Origin of the sequence: Streptomyces sp. NPDC058678 (assembly GCF_042714835.1) — a bacterium.
GTDB lineage: Bacteria > Actinomycetota > Actinomycetes > Streptomycetales > Streptomycetaceae > Streptomyces.
The window spans coordinates 327,358-349,606 of the sequence record NZ_JBHXSG010000001.1; the positions used below are offsets into that span (position 1 = coordinate 327,358).

Genomic DNA, 22,249 nt, shown 5'->3' on the forward strand with positions numbered 1-22,249 from the left:
AGCTTCGGTGCAACTCCTACGTGTCAACTGCACGTCGGCGAACGGCAATTCGCACGTCGTCCTCCCGTATCCAAGTACCGGTTCCAATGGATCAGCGACACCCGGCACTGCGGAAGGCTAGGAACATGTCCCGAGTACGCCCGGGAACACGTCACTACACGGTTGTCTGTTCCTCATGCGGAACCCGTCACGAGGACGACGGCCTTCTCCTGGACTGCTCCGGTGGCCACGAACCGGCATTCCTGCGCACCGAGTACACCGGAACCGGAACGCAACCCGGTGAAAGCACCGGGCTGTTCCGGTACGCCGCACTGCTGCCGGTGGCTCGGGCCTTCCCCGACGTTCCCGGCCCGGTCGTCCACCGTGCCGAGCGGCTGGGCCGCCGGATCGGCCTCGACCGGTTGTGGGTCGCCTTCAACGGCCACTGGCCCGAACGCGGGGCGCGGTTGCCCACCTGTACGTTCAAGGACCTGGAGGCGTACACCGTGCTGGGCCGCCTGCCCGCCGCGCCGCCGGTCCTGGTGATCCCCTCGGCGGGCAACACCGCCGCCGCCTTCGCCTGGGCCGCCACCCGCCACCAGGTGCCCTGTCTGCTGGTGGTGCCCGCCCCGGCCCTGGAGCGGATGCGCTTCCCCGCGCCGCTCGACCCCTGTGTACGGCTCGTCGTCCTCGACGGCACCGCCACCTACAGCGACGCCATCGCCTGCGCCGACCTGCTCGCCCGCTTCCCCGGCCATCACGCCGAGGGCGGCTGCCGCAACGTCGGCCGCCGCGACGGCCTGGGCACCGTCATGCTGGCCGCCGCCGAGGCACTCGGGCGGCTTCCGGAGACGTATGTGCAGGCCGTCGGCAGCGGTACGGGAGCCATCGGCGCCCACGAGGCGGCACAGCGTGTCCGCAGGAGCGGCGAGGCCCTGCCCCGCCTGCTCATGTGCCAGAACGCGCCCTTCGCGCCCCTGTACGACGCCTGGCGGTCCCTCGGCACGAGCCCCTCCTCCGGCGAAGCGGCCCCGGCCGGCCGCGCATCGACGCCGGCGCACCTCGAACACGAGCCGCTCGCTCGCGAACTGACCAACCGCCGACCTCCGTTCAGCGTCCGCGGCGGGGTCCGTGACGTGCTCGCCGAGAGCGGCGGGGACGTCCTGTGCACGGACAACGGGGCCGCGCTCGCCGCGATGGCGCTCTTCGAAGAGGCCGAGGGCATCGACATCGAGCCGGGCGCCGGAGTCGCCCTCGCCGCCCTGGCCGACGCGGCGCGGGCCGGGCGGGTCCGGCGCGACGAACTGGTGCTTCTCAACATCACCGGGGGCGGGCGCGCCCGCCAGGCCCGCGACCTCGCCCTCGTGCCCGCCGAGCCCTGGCTCCGTCTGCCCTGGCCCGGCCGCGAGGCGGGTCCGGCCGTGGTCGCCGAGCAGGTGGCCCGCCAGCTGACCGGCGCCGCCGCACCCGTCGTCGCTGAGGCCGGCCGATGAGCGCCCCGGGCGGGCTGGACCTGTCCGCCGCCCAGCGCTCGATGTGGTTCGGGCAGCGCCTCGACGCGGCCGGGCCCGCCTACAACGTGGGCGAGTACACCGAGATCCACGGGCCCGTCGACCCTGTCTCGTTCCGGGCCGCGGTACGGCAGGTCGTGGACGCCACCGAGACCCTGCGGGCGCGTTTCGCGACCGACGGCGGCTCCGTCCGCCGGCTCGTCGAGGCCGACCCGGCCTGGGAGTTGCCCGTCGTCGACCTCACGGACGAGCCCGACGCCCGCTCCGCCGCCGACGTGTGGACGGCCGCCGACTTCGCCACGCCGTTCGACCTCGAACGGGCCCCGCTGTTCCGGTACGCGCTGCTGAAGCTGACGGACGCCCACTGGATCTGGTACCAGCGCTACCACCACATCGCCGTCGACGGCTACAGCTGTTCGCTCATCGCCCGACGGGTCGCCGACGCGTACACCGCGCTCGTCACCGGGACGCCCCACAGCCCGGCATCGGCGCCCCTCGCCCCGCTGGTCGCCGAGGACGAGGCCTATCGTGACGGCACCCGCCACACGTCGGACCGCGCGTACTGGGCGCGTGTCCTCGCCGACCGTCCCGACCCCGTGAGCCTGTCCGAGCGCCCGCCGCAGGTCGCCGACCGGTTCCTCCGCCGTACCGGCCATCTGGCCGAAGTGGCTGGGGACTTGGTGCACGCGGCCGCCGAACACGCCGGCACCCGCTGGTCGCGTGTGGTCCTCGCGGCGACCGCCGCCCACCTGCATCGGCTCACCGGAGCCGGGGACGTCGTCCTCGGCCTCGCCGTGACCGCTCGCGAGAGCGAGACGGCGCTGGCCACGCCGGGAATGGCGTCCAACGTGCTGCCGCTGCGGCTGTCCGTGCGGCCCGACATGGCCGCCTCGGACCTCGTACACCAGGCGGCCACCGCCACCCGCGACCTCCTGGCACACCAGTGCCACCGGGGTGAGGACCTGCGCCGGGACCTGGACTGGCCGCGGGACGGGCGACGCTTCTTCGGGCCCGTCGTCAACATCATGGCGTTCGGACCGGAGTTGCGGTTCGCGGGACATCCGACCACCCGCCACAACCTGTCCACGGGACCGGTCGAGGACCTCGCCGTCAACGTCTACGACCGTGCGGACGGCGCCGGCCTGCGCGTCGACTTCGACGCGAGCCCCGCCCTCTACGCGGACGCCGAACTCGCCGCCCACCACCGGCGTTTCGTCCGCTTCCTCGAACGGTTCGCCGCCGCCGTGCTCGCCCCGGGCTCATCGGTGGGACAAATCGAGCTCGCGATGCCCGAGGAGGCGCCGAGAGCACTGCTCGACGGCGCCGCGCCCCGCGGTCGTGAGACGACCGTGCCCGCGCTCTTCGCGGAGCGCGTCGCGGCGGCCCCGGACGCGACGGCCCTCGTCCAGGGCGAACGCGTCACCACCTATCGGGAGTTGAACGAGCGCGCCAACCAGTTCGCGCACCGGCTGCTCGGTCTCGGGGTCCGGCCCGAGAACCGGGTCGCGGTTCTGATGGACCGCTCCGACAACCTTGTCGTCGCGCTGCTGGGCGTCCTCAAGGCGGGTGCCGCCTACGTCGGCCTCGACCCACGCGCTCCCGCGGCCCGCGTCCGGCGGATCCTCGCCGAGACGGACGCGGCGGCCCTGCTGACGGACACCGCGTTCGCCGGCGCGGCGAAGGAGGCGTACGAGGGCCCCCTCGTCGTCACCGACGCCGATCCGACGCTCGACACCGAACCGGACACCGACCCCGCCGTGCCCGTGCACCCCGCCCAACTGGCCTACGTCAGCCACACCTCGGGCTCCACCGGCACACCGAAGGGCGTCGCCGTCACCCATCGCGACATCGCCGCCCTCGTCACCGACTCGGCGTTCGGCGACGGCGCTCACGCATGCGTGCTGGTCCACTCGCCGACCGCGTTCGACGCCTCCACCTACGAGATGTGGGTGCCGTTGCTGACCGGCGGCACGGCCGTGATCGCCGACCCGGACCAGGACGTGGACGCCGCCGCGGTAAGGAGCCTGACGGGGCGTCACCGACTGACCTCACTGTGGCTCACCGCCGGGCTGTTCCGGCTCGCCGCCGACGAGGATCCGGGCTGCTTCGCGGGGCTGCGCCAGGTGTGGACCGGCGGCGAGGCCGTCCCCGCCCCAGCCGTCCGCCGGGTGCTCGCGAGCTGCCCGGAGCTGACCGTCACCGACGGTTACGGCCCCACCGAGACGACCACCTTCGCCACCAGCCGCCCCTGCCCCGCCGGTTCGCCCGTCCCGGACCCGCTGCCCATCGGCCGGCCGCTCGACGGGATGCGCGCCTACGTTCTCGACGGCGCGCTCCGGCCGATCCCGCCGGGCACGGTGGGGGAGTTGTACGTCGCCGGGCCCGGCGTGGCCCGCGGCTACCTGGGGCGTCCCGGCGCGAGTGCCGAGCGGTTCGTCGCCGACCCCCACGGCCCGGTCGGCACCCGGATGTACCGCACCGGCGACCGCGTCCGCGTGACCCCCGACGGCGAACTGGAGTTCCACGGCCGAGCCGACGGCCAGGTGAAGCTGCGCGGCTTCCGCATCGAACCCGGCGAGATCGAGACGGCCCTCGCCGCCCACCCAGAGGTCGGCCAGGCGGTCGCCGTCGTTCGCGAGGACCGCGAGCGGCACCTGGTCGCGTACGCGATCCCCGCCGAGGGCGCGGCCCCGGACCCCGGCACCCTGCGCGAGCACCTCGCCGGCCGACTGCCCGACTTCATGGTGCCCTCCGCCGTCGTCGTCCTCGACCGGCTGCCGCTGACCGTCAACGGCAAGCTCGACCGGGCCGCGCTGCCCGCTCCGCCGACGGCGGCGGCCGTACCGGCGAAGGCAGCGCGCACCGCGCACGAAGAAGTCCTGTGCGCCCTGTTCGCGGACGTGCTGGGCCGGCCGGACGTCGGCCCGGGCGACAGCTTCTTCGCCCTCGGCGGCCACTCGCTGCTCGCCCTGCGGCTCCTCGGCCGGATACGCACGGCGCTCGGCATCGAGCCGACGCTGCGGGACGTGTTCCGGACGCCCACCCCGTCCGGCCTCGCCCGGCTGGCCGACACAGGGAGCGCCGTACGGGCGGTCGGCCCGCGGCCGGTCCCGCGCACCGCCGCCACCGAGGCCCCGCTGTCGTCCGCGCAGCGGCGGCTGTGGTTCCTGCACCGGCTGGAGGGAACCGGGGCCGCGTACCACATCCCGCTCGCGACCCGGCTGACCGGCGGCCCGCTCGACGCGGACGCGCTCGGCGCCGCCCTCGCGGACGTCGTCGCCCGGCACGAGCTCCTGCGGACCGTGTACCCGGACACCGACGGGATCCCCCGTCGGCGGCTGCTGGACCGCGTACGGCCCGAGATACGGGAGGAGCGCGTCACCGAGGCCGAACTGAACGCGCGGCTGGCGGAGTTGGCCGACGAGAGGTTCGATCTGGCGGAGGAACCGCCGATCCGCGCCCACCTCCTCGTCCTGGGTCCGGAGGATCACGTCCTCCTCCTCGTCCTGCACCACGTCGCCGCCGACGGCTGGTCGCTGGCCCCTCTCCTCCGCGATCTGGCGACCGCCTACCGGGCCCGACTGGCCGGGAAGCAAGCCGAGTTCGAGCCACTGCCCGTCCAGTACGGCGACTACTCCGCCTGGCAGCACGAGTTGCTCGAACACGACCGGGGACGCCAACTCGACCACTGGCGGCAGGCATTGGCGGGACTCCCCGACGAACTGGCCCTTCCCGCCGACCGGCCCCGGCCGGCCCGCGCCACCCACCTGGGCGGCGACATCCCCGTCCGGCTCGACGCGGACCTGCACCGAAGGCTGCGCGAGCTCGCCACCGAGAGCGGGGCGACCGTGTTCATGGTCGTGCAGGCGGGGCTCGCCGCCCTGCTCAGCCGGCTGGGCGCGGGCACCGACATCCCGCTCGGCACGCCGGTCGCCGGCCGCGCCGACGAGATGTTCGACGACCTGGTCGGCTGCTTCGTCAACACCCTGGTCCTGCGCACCGACACCTCGGGCGACCCGTCCTTCCGGGACCTTCTCGGCCGGGCCCGGGAGGCCGACCTGGCGGCCTACGCCCACCAGGACCTGCAGTTCGAGCACCTTGTCGAAGCACTCAACCCACCCCGGTCCCTGGCCCGGCACCCGCTCTTCCAGGTGATGCTCGCCTTCCGCCCCACCGACGGACCTCTCCTGGACCTCCCCGGCCTCGACGCCCGGACGCTGCCCGTGGAGACCGGCACCACCAAGATCGACCTGACGTTCAACCTGGGCGAGCACCGCGCACCCGACGGCTCCCCGGCCGGCATCGACGGTTTCCTCCAGTACAGCGCCGACCTCTTCGACCGCCGTACGGCCGAGGAACTGGCCGCACGGCTCGAACGGCTGCTGCGGGCCGCCGCGGACGCCCCTGACCGGTCGATCGGCGCGCTCGACATCCTCGCACCGGACGAACGCCACCGCCTGCTGGTCGAGTTCAACGACACCGCACGGGAGGTTCCGGACACCCCCTTCCCCCGGATGTTCGAGGCGCGGGCCGTCGAGGCTCCGGACCACGTGGCGGTGACGGACGCGGAAGTCTCGCTCACCTATGGCCAACTCGACGCCCGTTCCGACCGGTTGGCGCGCGCACTCACGTCGTACGGTGCCGGTCCGGGCCGGATCGTCGCCTTCTCGCTGCCCCGCTCGGTCGACCTCGCGGTCGCCGTGCTCGCCGTCCTCAAAGCGGGCGCGGCCTATCTGCCCCTCGACCCGGAGCATCCCGCCGAGCGCACGGCCCAGCTGCTCTCCGACGCGGCTCCGGTGTGTCTGATCTCGTGGGACGGACCCGACGCCGGCCTTCCCGTCGTAAACCCTGACGCGACCCCGAACGACCCGAGCCCGCCCCTTGCCGAGGCCCGCCCCGCCGATCCCGCCTACCTGATCTACACCTCCGGGACCACCGGCCGCCCCAAGGGAGTCGTAGTCGAGCACCGGAACCTCACCACCTATGTGGCCCGGTGCGTCGAGGAGTACCCGGGTCTGCGCGGCACCTCGCTGCTGCACGCGACCATGTCCTTCGACGCCACCGTCACCACCCTGCACGGGGCGCTCGCCGCCGGCGGTCGTGTCCACATCGCGGCCCTCCACGAGGCGGGTGCCACGCCGTCGCCCGACGGCTACACCTTCCTCAAGGCCACCCCGAGCCATCTCCCGCTGCTGCCCGCCCTGCCGCACGACCTGTCGCCCGGCGAGGAGTTCATGCTGGGCGGCGAGGCGCTGGTGGGCGAGGCCCTGCGAGCGTGGCGCCGCGACCACCCGTACGTCCGCCTGGTCAACCACTACGGACCCACCGAACTGACCGTCGGCTGCACCGACCACCGCATCGAACCCGGCGACGAGCTGCCGAGCGGCCCCGTGCCCATCGGCCGGCCCATGTGGAACACCCGGGCGTATGTCCTGGACGCCCGGCTGAACCCCGTACCGGTGGGCGTCGAGGGCGAGCTGTACGTGGCCGGCGACCATGTGGCGCGCGGCTACTGGAACCGGCCCGGACCGACCGCCGAGCGGTTCGTCGCCGACCCCTTCGGGCCGCCCGGCATCGGGGCACCTCCCGGGCGGAGCGGGCGCATGTACCGCACGGGCGACCTGGCCGTGCGCCGCGCCGACGGCACGCTGGAACTGCGCGGGCGGGCCGACGGACAGCTGAAGATACGGGGGCTGCGGATCGAACCCGGCGAGGTCGAGGGTGTGCTCACCGCCCATCCCGCCGTCGCGCAGGCCGCGGTGGTCGTACGGGAGGGCCGGGAGGGCGTACGACGTCTGGTCGGGTACGTCGTCCCGGCCGCCGGGTCCGCCGGAGCTGCCTGGGTTGTCGGGGACGCCGGGTCCGACGGGGACGCCGGGTCCGCCGGGGACGCCGGGTCCGACGGGGACGCCGAGGCCGACCGCCCGGCCCTCCTCGCGCACGCCGCCCGGCAACTGCCCGCTCACATGGTCCCCGAGGCCCTTGTGGTGCTCGACGCCCTGCCGATGACCCCCAACGGCAAGCTGGACCGGGCGGCACTGCCCGCCCCGAACACGGGGCGGGAGGAGGCGTCCGGCGTGGACAGCGGGCCTCGTACCCCGCAGGAGGAGATTGTTCGGGAGCTGTTCGCCGAGGTGCTCGGCGTGGCCGACGTGCGGGTCGACGACGGGTTCTTCGATCTCGGCGGCGACAGCATCACCTCCATCCACCTCGTCAGCCGCGCGCTCGCCTCGGGACTGCGGCTGACCCCGCGTGACGTGTTCGAACAGCGGACCGTCGCCGCGCTCGCCGCCCTGGCGGCGGACCGTCCGGCGCCCGATCGGGTCCCGGAACGGGAACCGGCGACCGGTGAGCTGCCTCTGACCCCGGCCATGCACCGGCTGCGCGAACGGGGCGGCCCCATCGGTTCGTTCAGCCAGTCGGTGCTGCTGGTCACTCCGGCGGGTGCCGACGAGAAGCGGCTGACGGCGGCACTCCAGGCGCTCGTGGACCACCACGACGTGCTGCGGATGCGCCTGACGGCCGACGACTGGACGGCGCTCGTCCCGCCTCCCGGAAGCGTCGAGGTTCCGTTCGAGCAGGTCGAGGACTTCGCGGCAGCGCGCCTTCCGATCCAACTGCGTCCGCAGAACGGTCAGTTGGTGCACGCGGTCTGGTGCGACGCCGGGCCGGAGCGCCCTGGCCGACTGCTTCTGACCGTGCATCACCTGGCCGTCGACGGCGTCTCCTGGAGCATCCTGTGCTCCGACCTGGCCGCCGCCTGGCGCGAGGAGGAGCTGTCCACGCCGGGCACCTCCTTCCGGCACTGGGCCCGGCTGCTGGAGCGGGAGGCCCGCACCCCGGCAAGGACGGCCGAACTCGCCGTCTGGCAGGGGATGTCGGAACCAGCTGATCCTCTGCTCGGGGCCCGGGCCCTCGACCCTCTGCGGGACGTGGTCGGCGCGATGCGCCACCTCACCCGGCAGCTCCCGGCCGAGACCACCGCCGACCTGCTCACCTCCGTGCCGGCCGCCTTCCACGCCGGAGTCGAGGACGTGCTGCTGGCCGCGCTGGCCGCCGCGTTCGTGCGGTGGCGGCGGCAGCCGTCCCTGGTGCTGGACGTCGAGCGGCACGGCCGTGAGGAGATCGCCGACGGCGTCGACCTCTCGCGCACGGTCGGCTGGTTCACCAGCGTCGTGCCCGCCCGGCTCGACCTCACCGGAGTCGATCCCGACGACCCGGCCGAGGTCCTGAAGAGCGTCAAGGAGCAGTTGCGAGCCGTGCCCGACCACGGCATCGGCCACGGTCTGCTCCGGCACCTCAACCCCGGGACCGGGCCGGTCCTCGCCGCGCTCCCGGCACCGCAGATCGGCTTCAACTACCTGGGCCGGACAGCCCGTTCGACCGGGGCCGACTGGTCGGTGGCCCCGGAGACACCGCGCAACCTGGGCGCGGCCCACGACCCCGCGACACCCGTCACGCACGGCCTGGAGATCACCGCCGTGACCACCGCGGACGGCCGGCTCGACGCCACCTGGTCCTGGGCCCCCGGCATCTGGACCGAGGACGACGTACACGCCCTCGCCGACCTGTGGTGCGCGGAACTGACAGCCCAGGCCCACGGCACTCCGGCGGGCGGACACACCCCTTCCGACCTGCCGCTGGTGGCCCTGTCCCAAGCAGAGATCGACGAACTCGAAGCCGAGTTCACAAGCGATGGAGGTACCACACGGTGACCAGGTCCGGAATCGCCGACATCCTGCCCCTGTCGCCGTTGCAGGAAGGCCTGCTCTTCCACGCCCTGTACGACGACGAGCAGTCGCCCGACGTCTACGCCGCCCAGCAGGTCCTGGAGCTCGCGGCCCCGGTCGACCCCGCGGCCGTACGCGCCGCCGGACAGGCCCTGCTCGACCGGCACCCCAACCTGCGCGCCTGCTTCCGTCGCCGGGAGGCCGGACAGCCCGTGCAGATCGTGCCCACGGACGTCGAACTCCCGTGGTCCGAGGCAGACGTGTCCACCCTCGGCAAGGACGAGCGGGACAAGGAGTGGGAGCGGCTGCTCGACGAGGAGCGCACCCGCCGCTTCGACCTCGCGAAGCCGCCGCTGCTCAGGTACCTGCTGGTCCGGTGGAGCGCCGACCGCCACCGCCTGGTCCTCACCAACCACCACATCCTCCTCGACGGCTGGTCCAAGCAGTTGCTCGTGCGCGAGTTCAGCGCCCTGTACGCCGGTGAGCACCCGACCGCCCTGCCCCCGCCGCCCGCCTACCGCGACTATCTCGCCTGGCTGGCCCGGCAGGACCGGGCCGCCGCCGAGGTGGCCTGGCGCGACGCCCTGTCCGAGGCGGGCGACCCCACCCTGCTGACCTCCGCCGCCACCGGAAGCGGGACCGTCCTGCCGGACGAACTCGTCGTCGAACTCACCGAAGAGCTGAGCCGCGCCGCCGACACCACGGCCCGCTCCCTCGGCATCACCCTCAACACCCTGGTCCAGGGCGCCTGGGGTGTGCTGCTCGGCCGGCTCACCGGCCGTACCGACGTCGTCCACGGCCAGACCGTCACCGTCCGCCCGCCCGAGCTGACGCACATCGCCTCCATGGTCGGCTTCTGCATCAACACGGTGCCCACCCGTGTCCGTTGGGACGACGACGGCACGGTTGCCGATCTGCTCACCGGCCTCCAGAACCGGCAGGCCGCCCTGCTGCCGCACCAGCACCTGGGCCTCGCCGACATCCGACGTGCGGCGGGCACCGGCACCGGTGGCGAGCTCTTCGACACCCTGCTCGCCTTCGAGAGCCACCCGGGCTCGGCCGGTCCCGGCACGTCCCACGTCACCCAGCTGACCGGCCGCGACGCCACTCACTACCCCCTCACCCTCTCCGTCCTGCCCGGCCGTCGTCTGGCCCTGCGCCTCGGCTACCGGCCCGACCTGTACGACGACACGGGCGCCCGGGTGCTCCTGGACCGTTTCGCCGTCACCCTGGAGGCCCTGGTCGCCGACCCGTCGCGCCGCGTCGGCGAGGTGGAGGTCCTGCTCCCGGGGGAGCGGGAACGCCTGCTGGAGGGAAGCTCCGACGGAGTCCGGCCGACGACCACCCTCCCCGAACTCTTCGCCCGCCAGGTCGCCCGCACCCCCGACGCCACCGCCGTCGTCCACGACGGCACCCGGCTGACGTACGCCGAACTGGACGCGCGGGCGAGCCGTCTGGCCCGGCTGCTCGCGGCCCGCGGCGCGGGACCGGAGAAGCTGGTCGCCCTCGCGCTGCCCCGCACGCCGGAGCTGGTGGTGGCCGTACTGGCCGTGCTCAAGACGGGTGCGGCCCATGTGCCGTTGGACCCCGCCTACCCGGCGGAGCGGCTGGCGTTCATGCTGGCCGACGCGGCGCCCGTGCTGCTGCTGACGACCGAGGCCACCGCCCCCGGCCTGCCCGCCACGAAGGTCCCCCTCGTTCTGCTGGGCGAGGAGCCGCCCGAGGACGCGCCCCTGCCCGTACCGCACCTGACGGGTGATCACCTCGCGTACGTCATCTACACCTCCGGCTCCACGGGACGGCCGAAGGGCGTGGCCGTACCGCACCGGAACGTGATCCGGCTGTTCGAGTCGACCCGGCACTGGTTCGACTTCGGCCCGGACGACGTGTGGACGCTGTTCCACTCCTATGCCTTCGACTTCTCGGTCTGGGAACTGTGGGGAGCGCTGCTGCACGGCGGCACGCTCGTGGTGGTGCCGTTCTCGGTGAGCCGCGAGCCGGAGGAGTTCCTGCGGCTGCTCGCCCGTGAACGGGTCACCGTGCTGAACCAGACGCCGTCGGCGTTCGGTGAGCTGCTGCGGGTCGGCGTCCCGGACGATTCGGCGCTGCGGTACGTCGTCTTCGGCGGCGAGGCCCTCGATCCCGACCGGGTCGTCGAGTGGTTCACCCGCCACCGGCAGGACGGGCCCGTCCTGGTGAACATGTACGGCATCACGGAGACCACGGTCCACGTCACCGGACAACCGCTGACCGCGGGCGACGTCACCGGGATCGGCCGGCCCATCCCCGACCTGCGCGCCTACGTCCTCGACGCCGGGCTCCGGCTCGCGCCCCCGGGAGCGACCGGCGAGCTCCACGTGGCGGGCGCGGGCCTGGCACGCGGCTACCTGGGCCGTCCGGCCCTGACGGCGGGACGGTTCGTGGCGGACCCGTTCGGGGCGCCCGGGGAGCGGATGTACCGGACGGGCGACCTGGCGCGATGGTCGGCCGACGGCGAGCTGGAGTACGCGGGCCGTGCGGACGACCAGGTCAAGATCCGCGGCTTCCGCGTCGAACTCGGCGAGGTCGAGGCCGCCCTGGCCGCGCACCCCGACGTGGCGCAGGTGGCGGTGATCGCCAGGGAGGGGCGGCTCGTCGGGTACGTCGTCGCGGGCGACCCGTCCTGCGGGGTCGGCCCGGCGGCACTGCGGCAGCACGCGGCCCTGTCGCTGCCGGACCACATGGTGCCCTCGGCCGTCGTCGTCCTGGACCGGATGCCGCTCACCGCCAACGGCAAGCTGGACCGCGAGGCCCTGCCCGCCCCCGCCGCGGGGGCCGGCCCCCGCCGTGGGGCACGAACGCCGCGGGAGGAGATCCTCTGCGGCCTCTTCGCCGACGTCCTCGGACTGGACGCCCACCGAGTCGGCGGGGACGACGGCTTCTTCGAGCTCGGCGGCGACTCTCTGCTCGCCATGCGGCTCGCCGACCGGATCAGGGGGGCGCTCGGCACCGCGTTGCCCGTCCGCGCGGTCTTCGAGACGCCGACGCCCGCCGGGCTCGCGGCCCGCGCGGACGAAACGGCGGGTGAGCCGCGTCCCGAGCTCACCCGCCGGGACCGGCGCCCCGACCCGCTGCCGCTGTCGTACGCCCAGCAGCGGCTGTGGTTCATGAGCCGCCTCGACGGCGGCAACACCGGCTACACCGTGCCCTGGGCGCTGCGGCTGACCGGGCCGCTCGACCCGCACGTCCTGACGGCCGCCCTCGGCGACGTCGTGGCCCGTCACGAACCCCTGCGCACGCTCTACCCGGATGTCCGGGGCACCCCGTACCAGCGGATCCTGCACCCGGACGAGGTACGGCTGCCGGTGGTGGTCGTCCGGGCGTCCGAAGCCGAGCTGCCCGCACTGCTCACCGCCGCCGCGGGTGACCGGTTCGACCTCGCCGACGACCTTCCGCTGCGTGCCACCCTCCACCGACTCGGCGCCGACACCCACGTCCTGCTGCTGCTCGCCCACCACATCGCCGTGGACGGCTGGTCCATGGCACCGCTGATGCGCGATCTGGAGACGGCGTACGCGGCACGGTCGGCAGGGCGCGAACCGGAATGGGCTCCTCTGCCCGTCCAGTACGCGGACTTCGCGTGCCACCAGCGCGAGCTGCTCGGTGCCGAGGACGCCCCCGGTGACTTGATGGCCCGTCAGATCAACTTCTGGAAAGAGGCGTTGAAGGGCGTCCCGGAGGAGCTGGCCCTCCCCGCCGACCGTCCCCGGCCCGCCGAGCCCAGCGGACGGGGCGACCGCGCCGCTCTCACGCTCGACGCGGAACTGCACGCCGCGCTGACCGGCCTGGCCTCGTCCTCGCGCGTCACGCTCTTCATGGTGCTCCAGGCGGGTCTCGCCACCCTGTTGACCAGGCTGGGCTCCGGCACCGACATCCCCGTCGGCACCCCGGTCGCGGGGCGGACCGACGGCAGGCTCGACGACCTCGTCGGCTTCTTCGTGAACAGTCTCACCCTGCGCACCGACACCTCCGGCAACCCGACCTTCCGTGAACTCCTGCACCGCGTCAGGGACTTCGACCTGGCCGCGTACGCCCAGCAGGACGTGCCGTTCGACCTGCTCGTGGACGCGATCAGCCCGGAACGCTCCCTCGCCCGCCACCCGCTCTTCCAGGTCATGCTGGCGTTCACCGGTCACACGGCCGAGCCCGGCCTGGCCCTGCCCGGTCTGCGCGTCGCCCGCGAGCCCGTCGAGACCGGCGCCGCCCGCTTCGACCTCTCCCTCTACCTCACCGAGCACCGCCACGACGACGGCTCACCGGCCGGCATCGACGGCGTCGCCGAGTACAGCACCGACCTGTTCGACGCCGACACCGCCGAGCGGCTCACCCGGCGGCTCGTGCGGCTCCTGAACGCCGTCGCCGCCGACCCCGGCCGGCGCATCGGCGACCTCGACCTCCTCGACGCCGAAGAGCACGAGCGCCTCGCCGAGTGGAACGCCACCTCGGACGACACCGCACCGGCATCGCTGGCCGACCTGTTCCTTGAACAGGCCCGGCGGACCCCCCACGCGCCGGCGCTCAACGAGCTGTCGTACGCCGAACTCGAGTCGCGCGCCGACCGGCTGGCGCGTGTGCTCGCCGGGACCGGGGTCCGGCCCGGCGATGTGGTGGCGGTGCTGATGCCGCGTTCCACGGACCGGATCGTCGCCGTCCTGGCGGTGGCGCTCGCGGGCGCCGCCTTCCTGCCGGTGGATCCAGGGCTGCCCCACGAGCGCGTCGGCTTCCTGCTGGCCGACGCCCGACCGGCGTACGTGATCCGCGACGTGGCCCTCGACGGCCTGCCGGGCGAGCTGCCCACGGCGTACCACCCGCACCAGGCCGCGTACGTCATCCACACCTCGGGCTCGACGGGCGTACCGAAGGGTGTCGTCGTCGAGAACCGTGGGCTCGCCGCCCTGGCCCGGACGCAGATCGAGCGCTTCGGACTCGGCCCCGGATCCAGGGTGCTCCAGTTCTCCGCGCCCGGCTTCGACGCGTCGGTGATGGAGCTGCTGATGGCCTTCGCCTCGGGCGGGACGCTGGTCGTGCCGTCGCAGGACGGTCCGCTGGTGGGCGATGTGCTCGAGCGGGCGCTCCGGGCGGGCCGGATCACCCACGCGCTCATCCCGCCCGCCGCCCTCGCGACGCTCCCCGCCGGCCACTTCCCCGAGCTACGGACCCTGGTCGTCGGCGCGGAGGCCTGTCCGGGCGAGCTGGTGGCCCGCTGGGCGCCGGGCCGACGGATGGCCAACGCCTACGGGCCCACCGAATCGACGGTGTGCGCCACGATCAGCGTGCCCCTCGCGGGTGACCAGGCCCCGCCCATCGGCCGCCCGGTGGCCGGCACCCGGACGCATGTGCTGGACGCCTGGCTGCGGCCGGTCCCACCCGGCGGGGTGGGGGAGCTGTACCTCGCGGGCGTGGGGGTGGCACGCGGATATCTGGGGCGGCCGGGGCTCACGGCCGGGCGATTCGTGGCGGACCCGTTCGGTCCGCCCGGCGAACGGCTGTACCGCACGGGCGACCTGGTGCGTCGGTCGGCCGACGGTGAGCTGGAGTACGTCGGCCGCGCCGACGACCAGGTCAAGCTCCGCGGCTTCCGCGTCGAACCCGGCGAGATCGAGGCCGTACTGGCCCGGCACCCGGACGTCGCCCGTGCGGCCGTGGTCCTACGGGAGGACGAGCCCGGGGACCGGCGCCTGGTCGGGTACGTCGTTCCGGCCGACCCGCGTTCCACCCCCGACCCGGCGGTCCTGCGCGCGTACGCGGAGGAGGCCCTGCCGGACTACATGGTGCCGTCGGCACTCGTCGTCCTCGACGCGCTGCCGCTGACCCCGCACGCCAAGCTCGACCGCAAGGCGCTGCCCGCGCCCACGGCGACCGCGGTGCCCGGTGACGGCCGCGGGCCCGCGACGGAAGCCGAACGCGTCCTGGCCGGCCTCTTCCGCGACCTCCTCAAGCTGTCCGGCTCCGACGTGCCACTGGACCAGGGCTTCTTCGCTCTCGGCGGAGACAGCATCTCCTCCATCCGGCTGGTCAGCCGGGCGGCGGAGGCAGGCGTGGTGATCAGCCCGCGTGACGTGTTCGAACAGCAGACGGTGGCCGGCCTGGCGGCGGTGGCGCGGGGGCCGGTCGGAGCGGGAAGCGGCTCGGACGAGGACGACGGAGTCGGGGCCCTGCCTCTCACGCCGGTGATGCGGTGGCTTCTGGAACGCGGCGGACCGATCGACCGGCTCAGCCAGACCGTCCTCCTGACGGTCCCGGCGGGCGCCGAACAGCCGCGCCTGACCGCGGCCCTGCAAGCCCTGATCGACCACCACGCCATGCTGCGCGCCCGGCTCACCCAGGACGGCGAACTCGACGTGGCCGACGCGGCCGGCTGTGTGCGCGCCGCCGATCTGCTCGACCGCAGGGACGTCTCAAGGATCGACGACCTGCGCGCGGCCGTGGCCGAGGAGTCCGAACGGGTGCCGGGCCTGCTCGATCCGGCGGCCGGGGTGATGGTGCGGGCCGTGTGGTTCGACGCGGGCCCCGACCGCGCGGGGCGGCTGCTGCTCGTCGTCCACCACCTGGCCGTGGACGGCGTGTCCTGGCGGATCCTCGTGCCCGACCTGGCGGCGGCCTGGGCGGCCCTCGCTCAGGGCCGTACCCCGAAGCTCCCACCGGTCGGTACGTCGTTCCGCCGCTGGTCGGCACTGCTCGGCGAGGAGGCCCGGCGGCCCGAGCGGGTCGCCGAGGCCGGGCTGTGGCGCCGTGTCCTCGCCGCCCCCCGCACCCCGCTGGGAGGCCGCCCGCTGGACCCGGCCCGGGACACCGCCGCCGGCCTGCGCTCGCTCCGCCTCACCCTGCCGGCCGGGACGACGGGACCGCTGCTGACCACCGTCCCGTCCACCTTCGGCACCGGCACGCAGGAGGTTCTGCTCACCGGCCTCGCTCTCGCCGTCGCCGACCGGCAGGGCACCGAGCACGTTCTGGTCGACGTCGAGGGACACGGCCGTGAGGAGCTGACACCCGGACTGGACCTGTCCCGCACGGTCGGCTGGTTCACCTCGCTCTACCCGGTCCACCTCGACCTGACGGGTCTCGACCTCTCTGACGCCCTGGCCGCCGGACCCGCCGCCGAGACCGCTGCCCGGCGCGTCGGGCAGCGGCTGCGCGAACTGCCCGACCGTGGGATCGGCTTCGGGCTCCTGCGCCACCTCAATCCCGACACCGCCCCCGGCCTCAGCGAGCACCCGGCTCCCGCGATCGGCTTCAACTACCTGGGCCGTTTCGCCGCCCCCGGCCATGCCGCCGAGTGGGCCTTCGCCCCGGAGTCCGGGTCGCTCGGCAGTGGGACCGAGCCCGGCCTCGGTACCGCCCACACCCTCGACCTCAACGCGGTCGTCCACGACCTGGACACCGGCCCCCGTCTGGTCGCCGACTGGACGTGGCCCGACGGCGTCCTGACCGAGCCGGAAGTGCGCGCCCTGGCCGACAGCTGGTTCGCGGCGCTCACCGCGCTCGTCGTACGGGCGGACGGAGCCGCGCCCCTGACGGACCTGTCCCAGGACGAACTCGACGAACTCGCCGCCGGCCTCGACGGCTAGCACCACCCCAAGGAGACGGTGAGAAAACCCCATGGTCACCCAGCCCGCGCCGGTCGACGTCCTGCCCCTGACCCCGCTCCAGGAAGGCCTGCTCTTCCACGCCGGGTACGAACACGAGCGGGACGCCCGGGACGTGTACCTGGTCCAACTGGTCTTCGACCTCGACGGCGTCGTGGACGCCGCCCGGCTGCGGGCCGCCGCCCAGGCCCTGCTGGACCGCCACCCGACCCTCCGCGCGGCCTTCCGGCGCCGCCGCGGCGGCCAGCCGGTACAGGTCGTGCCCCGCCGGGCCACGCTCCCGTGGACCGAGACCGACCTCACCGGGCCCGGCCCGGACACCGACGCGGAGTGGGCCCGCCTGCTGGACGAGGATCTCCACCGCGGCTTCGACCCGGCCACCCCGCCACTGCTGCGCTGCACCCTGGCCCGCATCGGGGAAGAGCGGCACCGCCTCCTGATCACCCACCACCACATCCTGCTCGACGGCTGGTCGGTCTCCGTCCTCCTGCGCGAACTCCTCGCCCTGTACGAGGCGGGCGGCGCCCCCACCGCACTCCCGCCCGCCCCGCCCTACCGCACCTTTCTGGACTGGCTCGGCCGCCGGGACCGTACGGCCGCCGAAGCCGCCTGGCGGGACGCGCTGGCCGGAGTGACGGAACCGACCCGCCTGGCGCCGCACGCCTTCGACAGCCGAGGCTCGGGCGAACTCGCCCAGGCCCGAACCGAGTTGTCGACCGAAACCGGCACGGCTCTGACCGCCGTTGCCCACCGGCTCGGCGTCACCGTCAACACCCTCGTCCAGGCCGCCTGGGCGATCCTGCTCAGCCGTACGACGGGACGCGACGACGTCGTCTTCGGCGCCACCGTCTCCGGCCGCCCGGCCGAGCTGCCCGGCGTCGAGTCCATGGTCGGCCTGTTCATCAACACCATCCCCACCCGGATCCGGCTGCGCCCCGACGAACCGCCGAGTGAGCTGCTGCGCCGGGTCCAAGACGGATACGTCCGTCTCCTCGACCACCATCACCTGGGCCTCGCCGACATTCAGCGGGCGGCCGGCGTCCCCGAACTCTTCGACACGCTCGTCGTGTTCGAGAACTATCCGACGGACGAGCAGGAGACGGACCCCGGCGAGGGGATGCGGGTCGCCGGAACGGGCGGCCGGGACGCCACCCACTATCCCGTGACCCTCGTGGCGCTCCCGGGACCCCGGCCGCGTTTCCGACTGGCCCACCGGCCCGACCTCTTCCACGCCGACTGGGCCGACGCCACGCTCGACCGCCTCGTACGGATCCTCCAGGCCATGGCGGCCAACCCGGAACTCCCGCTGGGCCGCATCGGGTTGGGCTCCCGCCCCGAACGCCACCGGGAAGCCGCCCTCCCGACGACCGGCACACTCACCGGCCTGTGGGCGGCCCAGGTCGCGGCCACCCCGGACGCCGAGGCCGTGAAGTGCCAGGGCGAGACCCTGTCGTACCGCGAACTGGACGAGAGAGCCGACCGGTTGGCCCGTCGGCTCCTGGCACTCGGCGCCGGACCCGAGCGGGTCGTCGGCATCGCGCTGCCGCGCACCGCCGACCTGGTCGCCGCGGTCCTCGGCGTCCTGAAGACCGGTGGCGCCTATCTGCCGCTGGATCCCGCCTATCCGCCCGACCGCCTCGCGTATCTCGTCGAGGACGCCCGGCCGGTCGTCGTCCTCGCCACCCAGGAGACGGCGGCGGTGCTGCCCGAGGGGACCACGGTGTGCCTTCCGGATGCGACGGACCATCAAGACCCGGTGCCCGCACCCAGGGTCTTCCCCGGCAACCTCGCCTGCGTCACCTACACCTCCGGCTCCACCGGCCGCCCCAAGGGTGTGGCGGAAACCCACGGGAGCATCGTCGAGTTCGTCGAGTGGACGCACACCACGCTCGGCCCCGAGCGACTGGCCAAGGTGCTGTTCTCCACCTCGCTCAACTTCGACGTGTCGGTGTTCGAGATCTTCTCACCGTTGCTGTGCGGCGGCCGGATCGACATCGTCGAGAACCTGCTGGCACTCACCGCGGGAGAGGGCCGGGACGCGAGCCTGATCAGCGGAGTGCCCTCGGTCATGGCCACCGTGGTCGCCGACCGCCCGGGCATCTCGCCCCGGGTCGTGGCACTGGGCGGCGAACCGATCCCCGAGCAGCTCCTCGCCGACCTCGAAGCCGCCTTCCCCGGAGCCCGGATCATCAATTTCTACGGGCCCACCGAGGCCACCGTCTACGCGACCGCCTGGCAGTCGGACATCGACGCGTCCGGCAAGGAAGGCCCGCCGCCCCTCGGACGCCCCCTCGCCCGCAACCGCCTCCACCTCCTCGACCAGGCCCTGCAACCCGTGCCCGACGGCGTGCCGGGAGAGGTGTACCTGGCGGGCGGCGGACCGGCCCGCGGCTATCTGGGCCGGCCCGGACCGACCGGGGAGCGGTTCGTGCCCGACCCGTTCGGGGGCCCGGGGGAGCGGATGTACCGGACCGGCGATCTCGCGGTGCGCGGCTTCGACGGACAGCTGCGGTTCCTCGGCCGGGCCGACCACCAGGTGAAGATCCGCGGCTTCCGCGTCGAACTCGGCGAGATCGAGACCGCGTTGGCGGCGCACCCGGACGTGACGAAGGCGGCGGCCGCCGTGCACGAGGACCGACGCGGCGAGAAGCAGCTCGTCGGCTACGCCGTGACGGCCGCCCAGCCCGCCCTGCTGCGAGCCCACCTCGCCCGGACGCTGCCCGCCCACATGGTGCCCGCCGCGGTCGTCGTCCTGGACGGACTGCCGCTCACCGTCAGCGGCAAGCTGGACCGCAAGGCCCTGCCCGCTCCCGGGACACCGGCCCCCGTGGCGGGCGGCACCCCGCGCACCGAGCGGGAGCGGCGGCTGCGGGCGCTCTTCGCGGACGTCCTCGGCCTCGATCCTCTCCAAGTCGGCGTCCACGACAGCTTCTTCGACCTCGGTGGGCACTCCCTGCTGACTCCCCGGCTGACCACCAGGATCCGTACGGAGTTCGGCACCGGGCTGCCCGCGCGGGCGGTCTTCGAGACGCCGACCGTGGCGGCCCTGACCCGACGGTTGACCGGCAGCACCGCGACATCCGGGGCCGCGGCCGCGCTGGACGTCGTACTCCCGCTGCGCACCCACGGTGACCGAGAACCGCTCTTCTGCCTCCCGCCGGCCTCCGGACTGGCCTGGGGCTTCGCCGGACTCACCCGCCACCTCGACGCGGACCGGCCACTGTACGGACTCCAGTCCCGCGGACTGGTCCCGGGAGCCGAGCGTTCGGACACCCTGGCCGAGGCCGTCGCCGACCACACGGCACGGATCCGAGAGGTCCAGCCGCGCGGCCCCTACCACCTCCTGGGCTACTCCATGGGCGGTCTCGTCGCCCACGGCGTCGCCACGGCACTCCAGGCGCAGGGGGAGCGGGTCGCCCTGCTCGCGATGCTCGACTCCTTCCCCGGCGCGTGGACCGGACGGGAACCGCGTCCCACCGGCCGGCCGGCCGTGCTGCGCGGCCTGCTCACCATCCTGGGGCGGGAGGTGCCGCCGTCACCGGACGAGCTGACCGATGCCCGGTTCGCCGAGCTGGTGCGCGCCGTGCCCGACCTGCCGGGCAGCCTGGACGACGACGAACTCGCGGCTCTCGTCGAAGTGACGGCGAACAACCGCCGTCTGCTGGAGGAGTTCACCCCCGCCTCGTACCGCGGCGACCTGCTGTTCTTCGCCGCCGCACAGGATCCCGACGCCCACCCGGAACGGCACCGCACCTGGCGGCCGTACGTCTCGGGCCGCGTCGACAACCACGACGTTCCCTGCGCCCACGGCGAACTGACCCGGCCCGCGGCGCTGGACCGGATCGGACCCGCCCTCGACCGAGCACTACGCACCCCCACCTCCGCACCCGACAGGAGCAACTCCGCATGACCATCAACCCGTTCGACGACGACACCCTCGAGCACCACGTCCTGGTCAACGACGAGGGCCAGCACTCGCTGTGGCCGGCCTTCGCCGAGGTCCCGGCCGGATGGACCGTCGTCCACGGCCGCGCGAGCCGCCAGGACTGCCTGGCGTACGTCGAGGAGCACTGGACCGACATGCGTCCCCAGAGCCTGATCCGGGCCATGGGTGAGTGACGGACCACGGGGAGACGAGAAGATGAGCACGCGGCGGACGATCGCCCCGGAGGAGCTCGACACGCTCGACCTGGCCGACCCGCGGCTGCACGCCGAGAGCGACCTGTCCGCCGTATGGCGCCACCTGCGGGAGCACGAGCCGGTCCACTGGAACCCGGCGACCGGCTCGGCGCCCGGCTTCTGGGTGGTGACCCGGCACGCCGACGTCACCGCCGTGTACCGGGACAGCACCCGCTTCACCTCCGAGGGCGGCAACGTCCTGGAGACCCTGCTCGCCGGCGGCGACTCCGCGGCCGGCCGCATGCTCGCGATCACCGACGGCGAGCGCCACGCCGGGCTGCGCCGACTGCTGATGTCCGCGTTCACACCACGTGCCCTGGAGCCGATCGTCGCGAGCGTGCGGAGCACGGTGGAGCGGCTGCTGCGGGACGCGATCGACAAGGGCAGCTGCGACTTCGCCGCCGACGTGGCCGCGGGCATCCCGCTCGGCGCGATCTGCGACCTGCTCGGCGTGCCCGACAGCGACCGGGCCCACGTCCTGAGTCTGACGTCCTCGGCGCTGGGCTCGCACCACGCCGACAGCACGGCGGCCGACGCGTGGATCGCCAAGAGCGAGATCCTGCTCTACTTCGCGAACCTCGCCCGCGAGCGGCGCGAGGGCCCGCACGCCGACGTCATCGCGCTGCTGGCGAGCAGCCGGGTGGACGGGCTGCCGCTGGACGACGACGAGATCATGCTCAACTGCTACAGCCTGCTCCTCGGCGGCGACGAGACGGCCCGCCTGTCCATGGTGGGTGCCGTCCTCGCCCTCCTGGACCACTGTGACCAGTGGGAGGCGCTCAGACGCGGAGACGCCCGCATCGACACCGCCGTCGAGGAGATGCTCCGCTGGACGACCCCCGCCCTGCACTCCGGGCGCACCGCGACCATTGACACCGTCGTCGGCGGGCGGGACGTCGGGGCCGGGGACATCGTCACCGTGTGGAACGCCTCCGCCAACCACGACGAGCGCGTCTTCGGCGACCCCGGCCGGCTGCGGCTGGACCGTACGCCCAACAAGCACGTCACCTTCGCCTACGGCCCGCACTTCTGCCTCGGCGCCTACCTGGCCCGGGCCGAGATCGGTGCCGTCCTCGAAGGCCTGCGCGACCTGGTGGCGCAGTGGGAGCAGACGGGCCCGGCACGGCCGGTCTACTCCAACTTCCTCAGCGGCATCAGTTCGCTGCCGCTCACGCTGAAGGGCACGTGAACCCGGCTCTCACGCACGAAGGTGCTTGTTCCGCGC

The 22,249-nt window shown here is 73.9% G+C and carries 5 protein-coding genes and 3 pseudogenes; all 8 read left to right on the forward strand.

What is annotated here, in order from left to right:
• The first annotated feature begins 125 nt into the window (after positions 1 to 125).
• The 8 genes and pseudogenes from ACFWWR_RS01430 to ACFWWR_RS01465 all read left to right on the forward strand — a co-directional run bounded on the left by ACFWWR_RS01430 (position 126) and on the right by ACFWWR_RS01465 (position 22,213).
• Positions 126 to 1,472, forward strand: a complete 1,347-nt coding sequence (locus ACFWWR_RS01430) for a cysteate synthase (RefSeq protein WP_384301325.1) — start codon at positions 126 to 128, stop codon at positions 1,470 to 1,472.
• Positions 1,469 to 9,205 (forward strand): amino acid adenylation domain-containing protein, encoded by a 7,737-nt coding sequence (locus tag ACFWWR_RS01435; RefSeq protein ID WP_384301327.1) that lies wholly within the window; start codon positions 1,469 to 1,471, stop codon positions 9,203 to 9,205. The genes ACFWWR_RS01430 and ACFWWR_RS01435 overlap by 4 nt, the downstream gene beginning before the upstream one ends.
• Positions 9,202 to 15,072, forward strand: a pseudogene (locus ACFWWR_RS01440) (amino acid adenylation domain-containing protein); the annotation flags it as partial. The gene ACFWWR_RS01435 and the pseudogene ACFWWR_RS01440, both read left to right, overlap by 4 nt.
• Positions 15,073 to 15,123: 51 nt before the next feature.
• Positions 15,124 to 15,342, forward strand: a pseudogene (locus tag ACFWWR_RS01445) (phosphopantetheine-binding protein); the annotation flags it as partial.
• Positions 15,343 to 15,489: 147 nt separating this feature from the next.
• Positions 15,490 to 16,827, forward strand: a pseudogene (locus tag ACFWWR_RS01450) (condensation domain-containing protein); the annotation flags it as partial.
• 31 nt (positions 16,828 to 16,858) lie between these two features.
• Positions 16,859 to 20,755, forward strand: a complete 3,897-nt coding sequence (locus ACFWWR_RS01455; protein ID WP_384301329.1) for an amino acid adenylation domain-containing protein — start codon at positions 16,859 to 16,861, stop codon at positions 20,753 to 20,755.
• The gene (locus tag ACFWWR_RS01460) at positions 20,752 to 20,964 is read left to right on the forward strand and encodes an MbtH family protein (RefSeq protein ID WP_383868200.1); all 213 of its coding nucleotides are present in this window, start codon (positions 20,752 to 20,754) and stop codon (positions 20,962 to 20,964) included. The genes ACFWWR_RS01455 and ACFWWR_RS01460 overlap by 4 nt, the downstream gene beginning before the upstream one ends.
• 22 nt (positions 20,965 to 20,986) lie before the next feature.
• A complete protein-coding gene (locus ACFWWR_RS01465) occupies positions 20,987 to 22,213 on the forward strand; it encodes a cytochrome P450 (RefSeq protein ID WP_383868202.1) in 1,227 nt (408 codons plus the stop codon).
• Positions 22,214 to 22,249: the final 36 nt, after the last annotated feature.

What these genes read in the sequence shown, in the direction of transcription:
- ACFWWR_RS01430 (WP_384301325.1), top strand. Translation starts at nt 126, where the DNA reads ATGTCCCGAGTACGCCCGGGAACACGTCACTACACGGTTGTCTGTTCC.
- ACFWWR_RS01435 (WP_384301327.1), top strand. Translation starts at nt 1,469, where the DNA reads ATGAGCGCCCCGGGCGGGCTGGACCTGTCCGCCGCCCAGCGCTCGATG.
- ACFWWR_RS01455 (WP_384301329.1), top strand. Translation starts at nt 16,859, where the DNA reads ATGGTCACCCAGCCCGCGCCGGTCGACGTCCTGCCCCTGACCCCGCTC.
- ACFWWR_RS01460 (WP_383868200.1), top strand. Translation starts at nt 20,752, where the DNA reads ATGACCATCAACCCGTTCGACGACGACACCCTCGAGCACCACGTCCTG.
- ACFWWR_RS01465 (WP_383868202.1), top strand. Translation starts at nt 20,987, where the DNA reads ATGAGCACGCGGCGGACGATCGCCCCGGAGGAGCTCGACACGCTCGAC.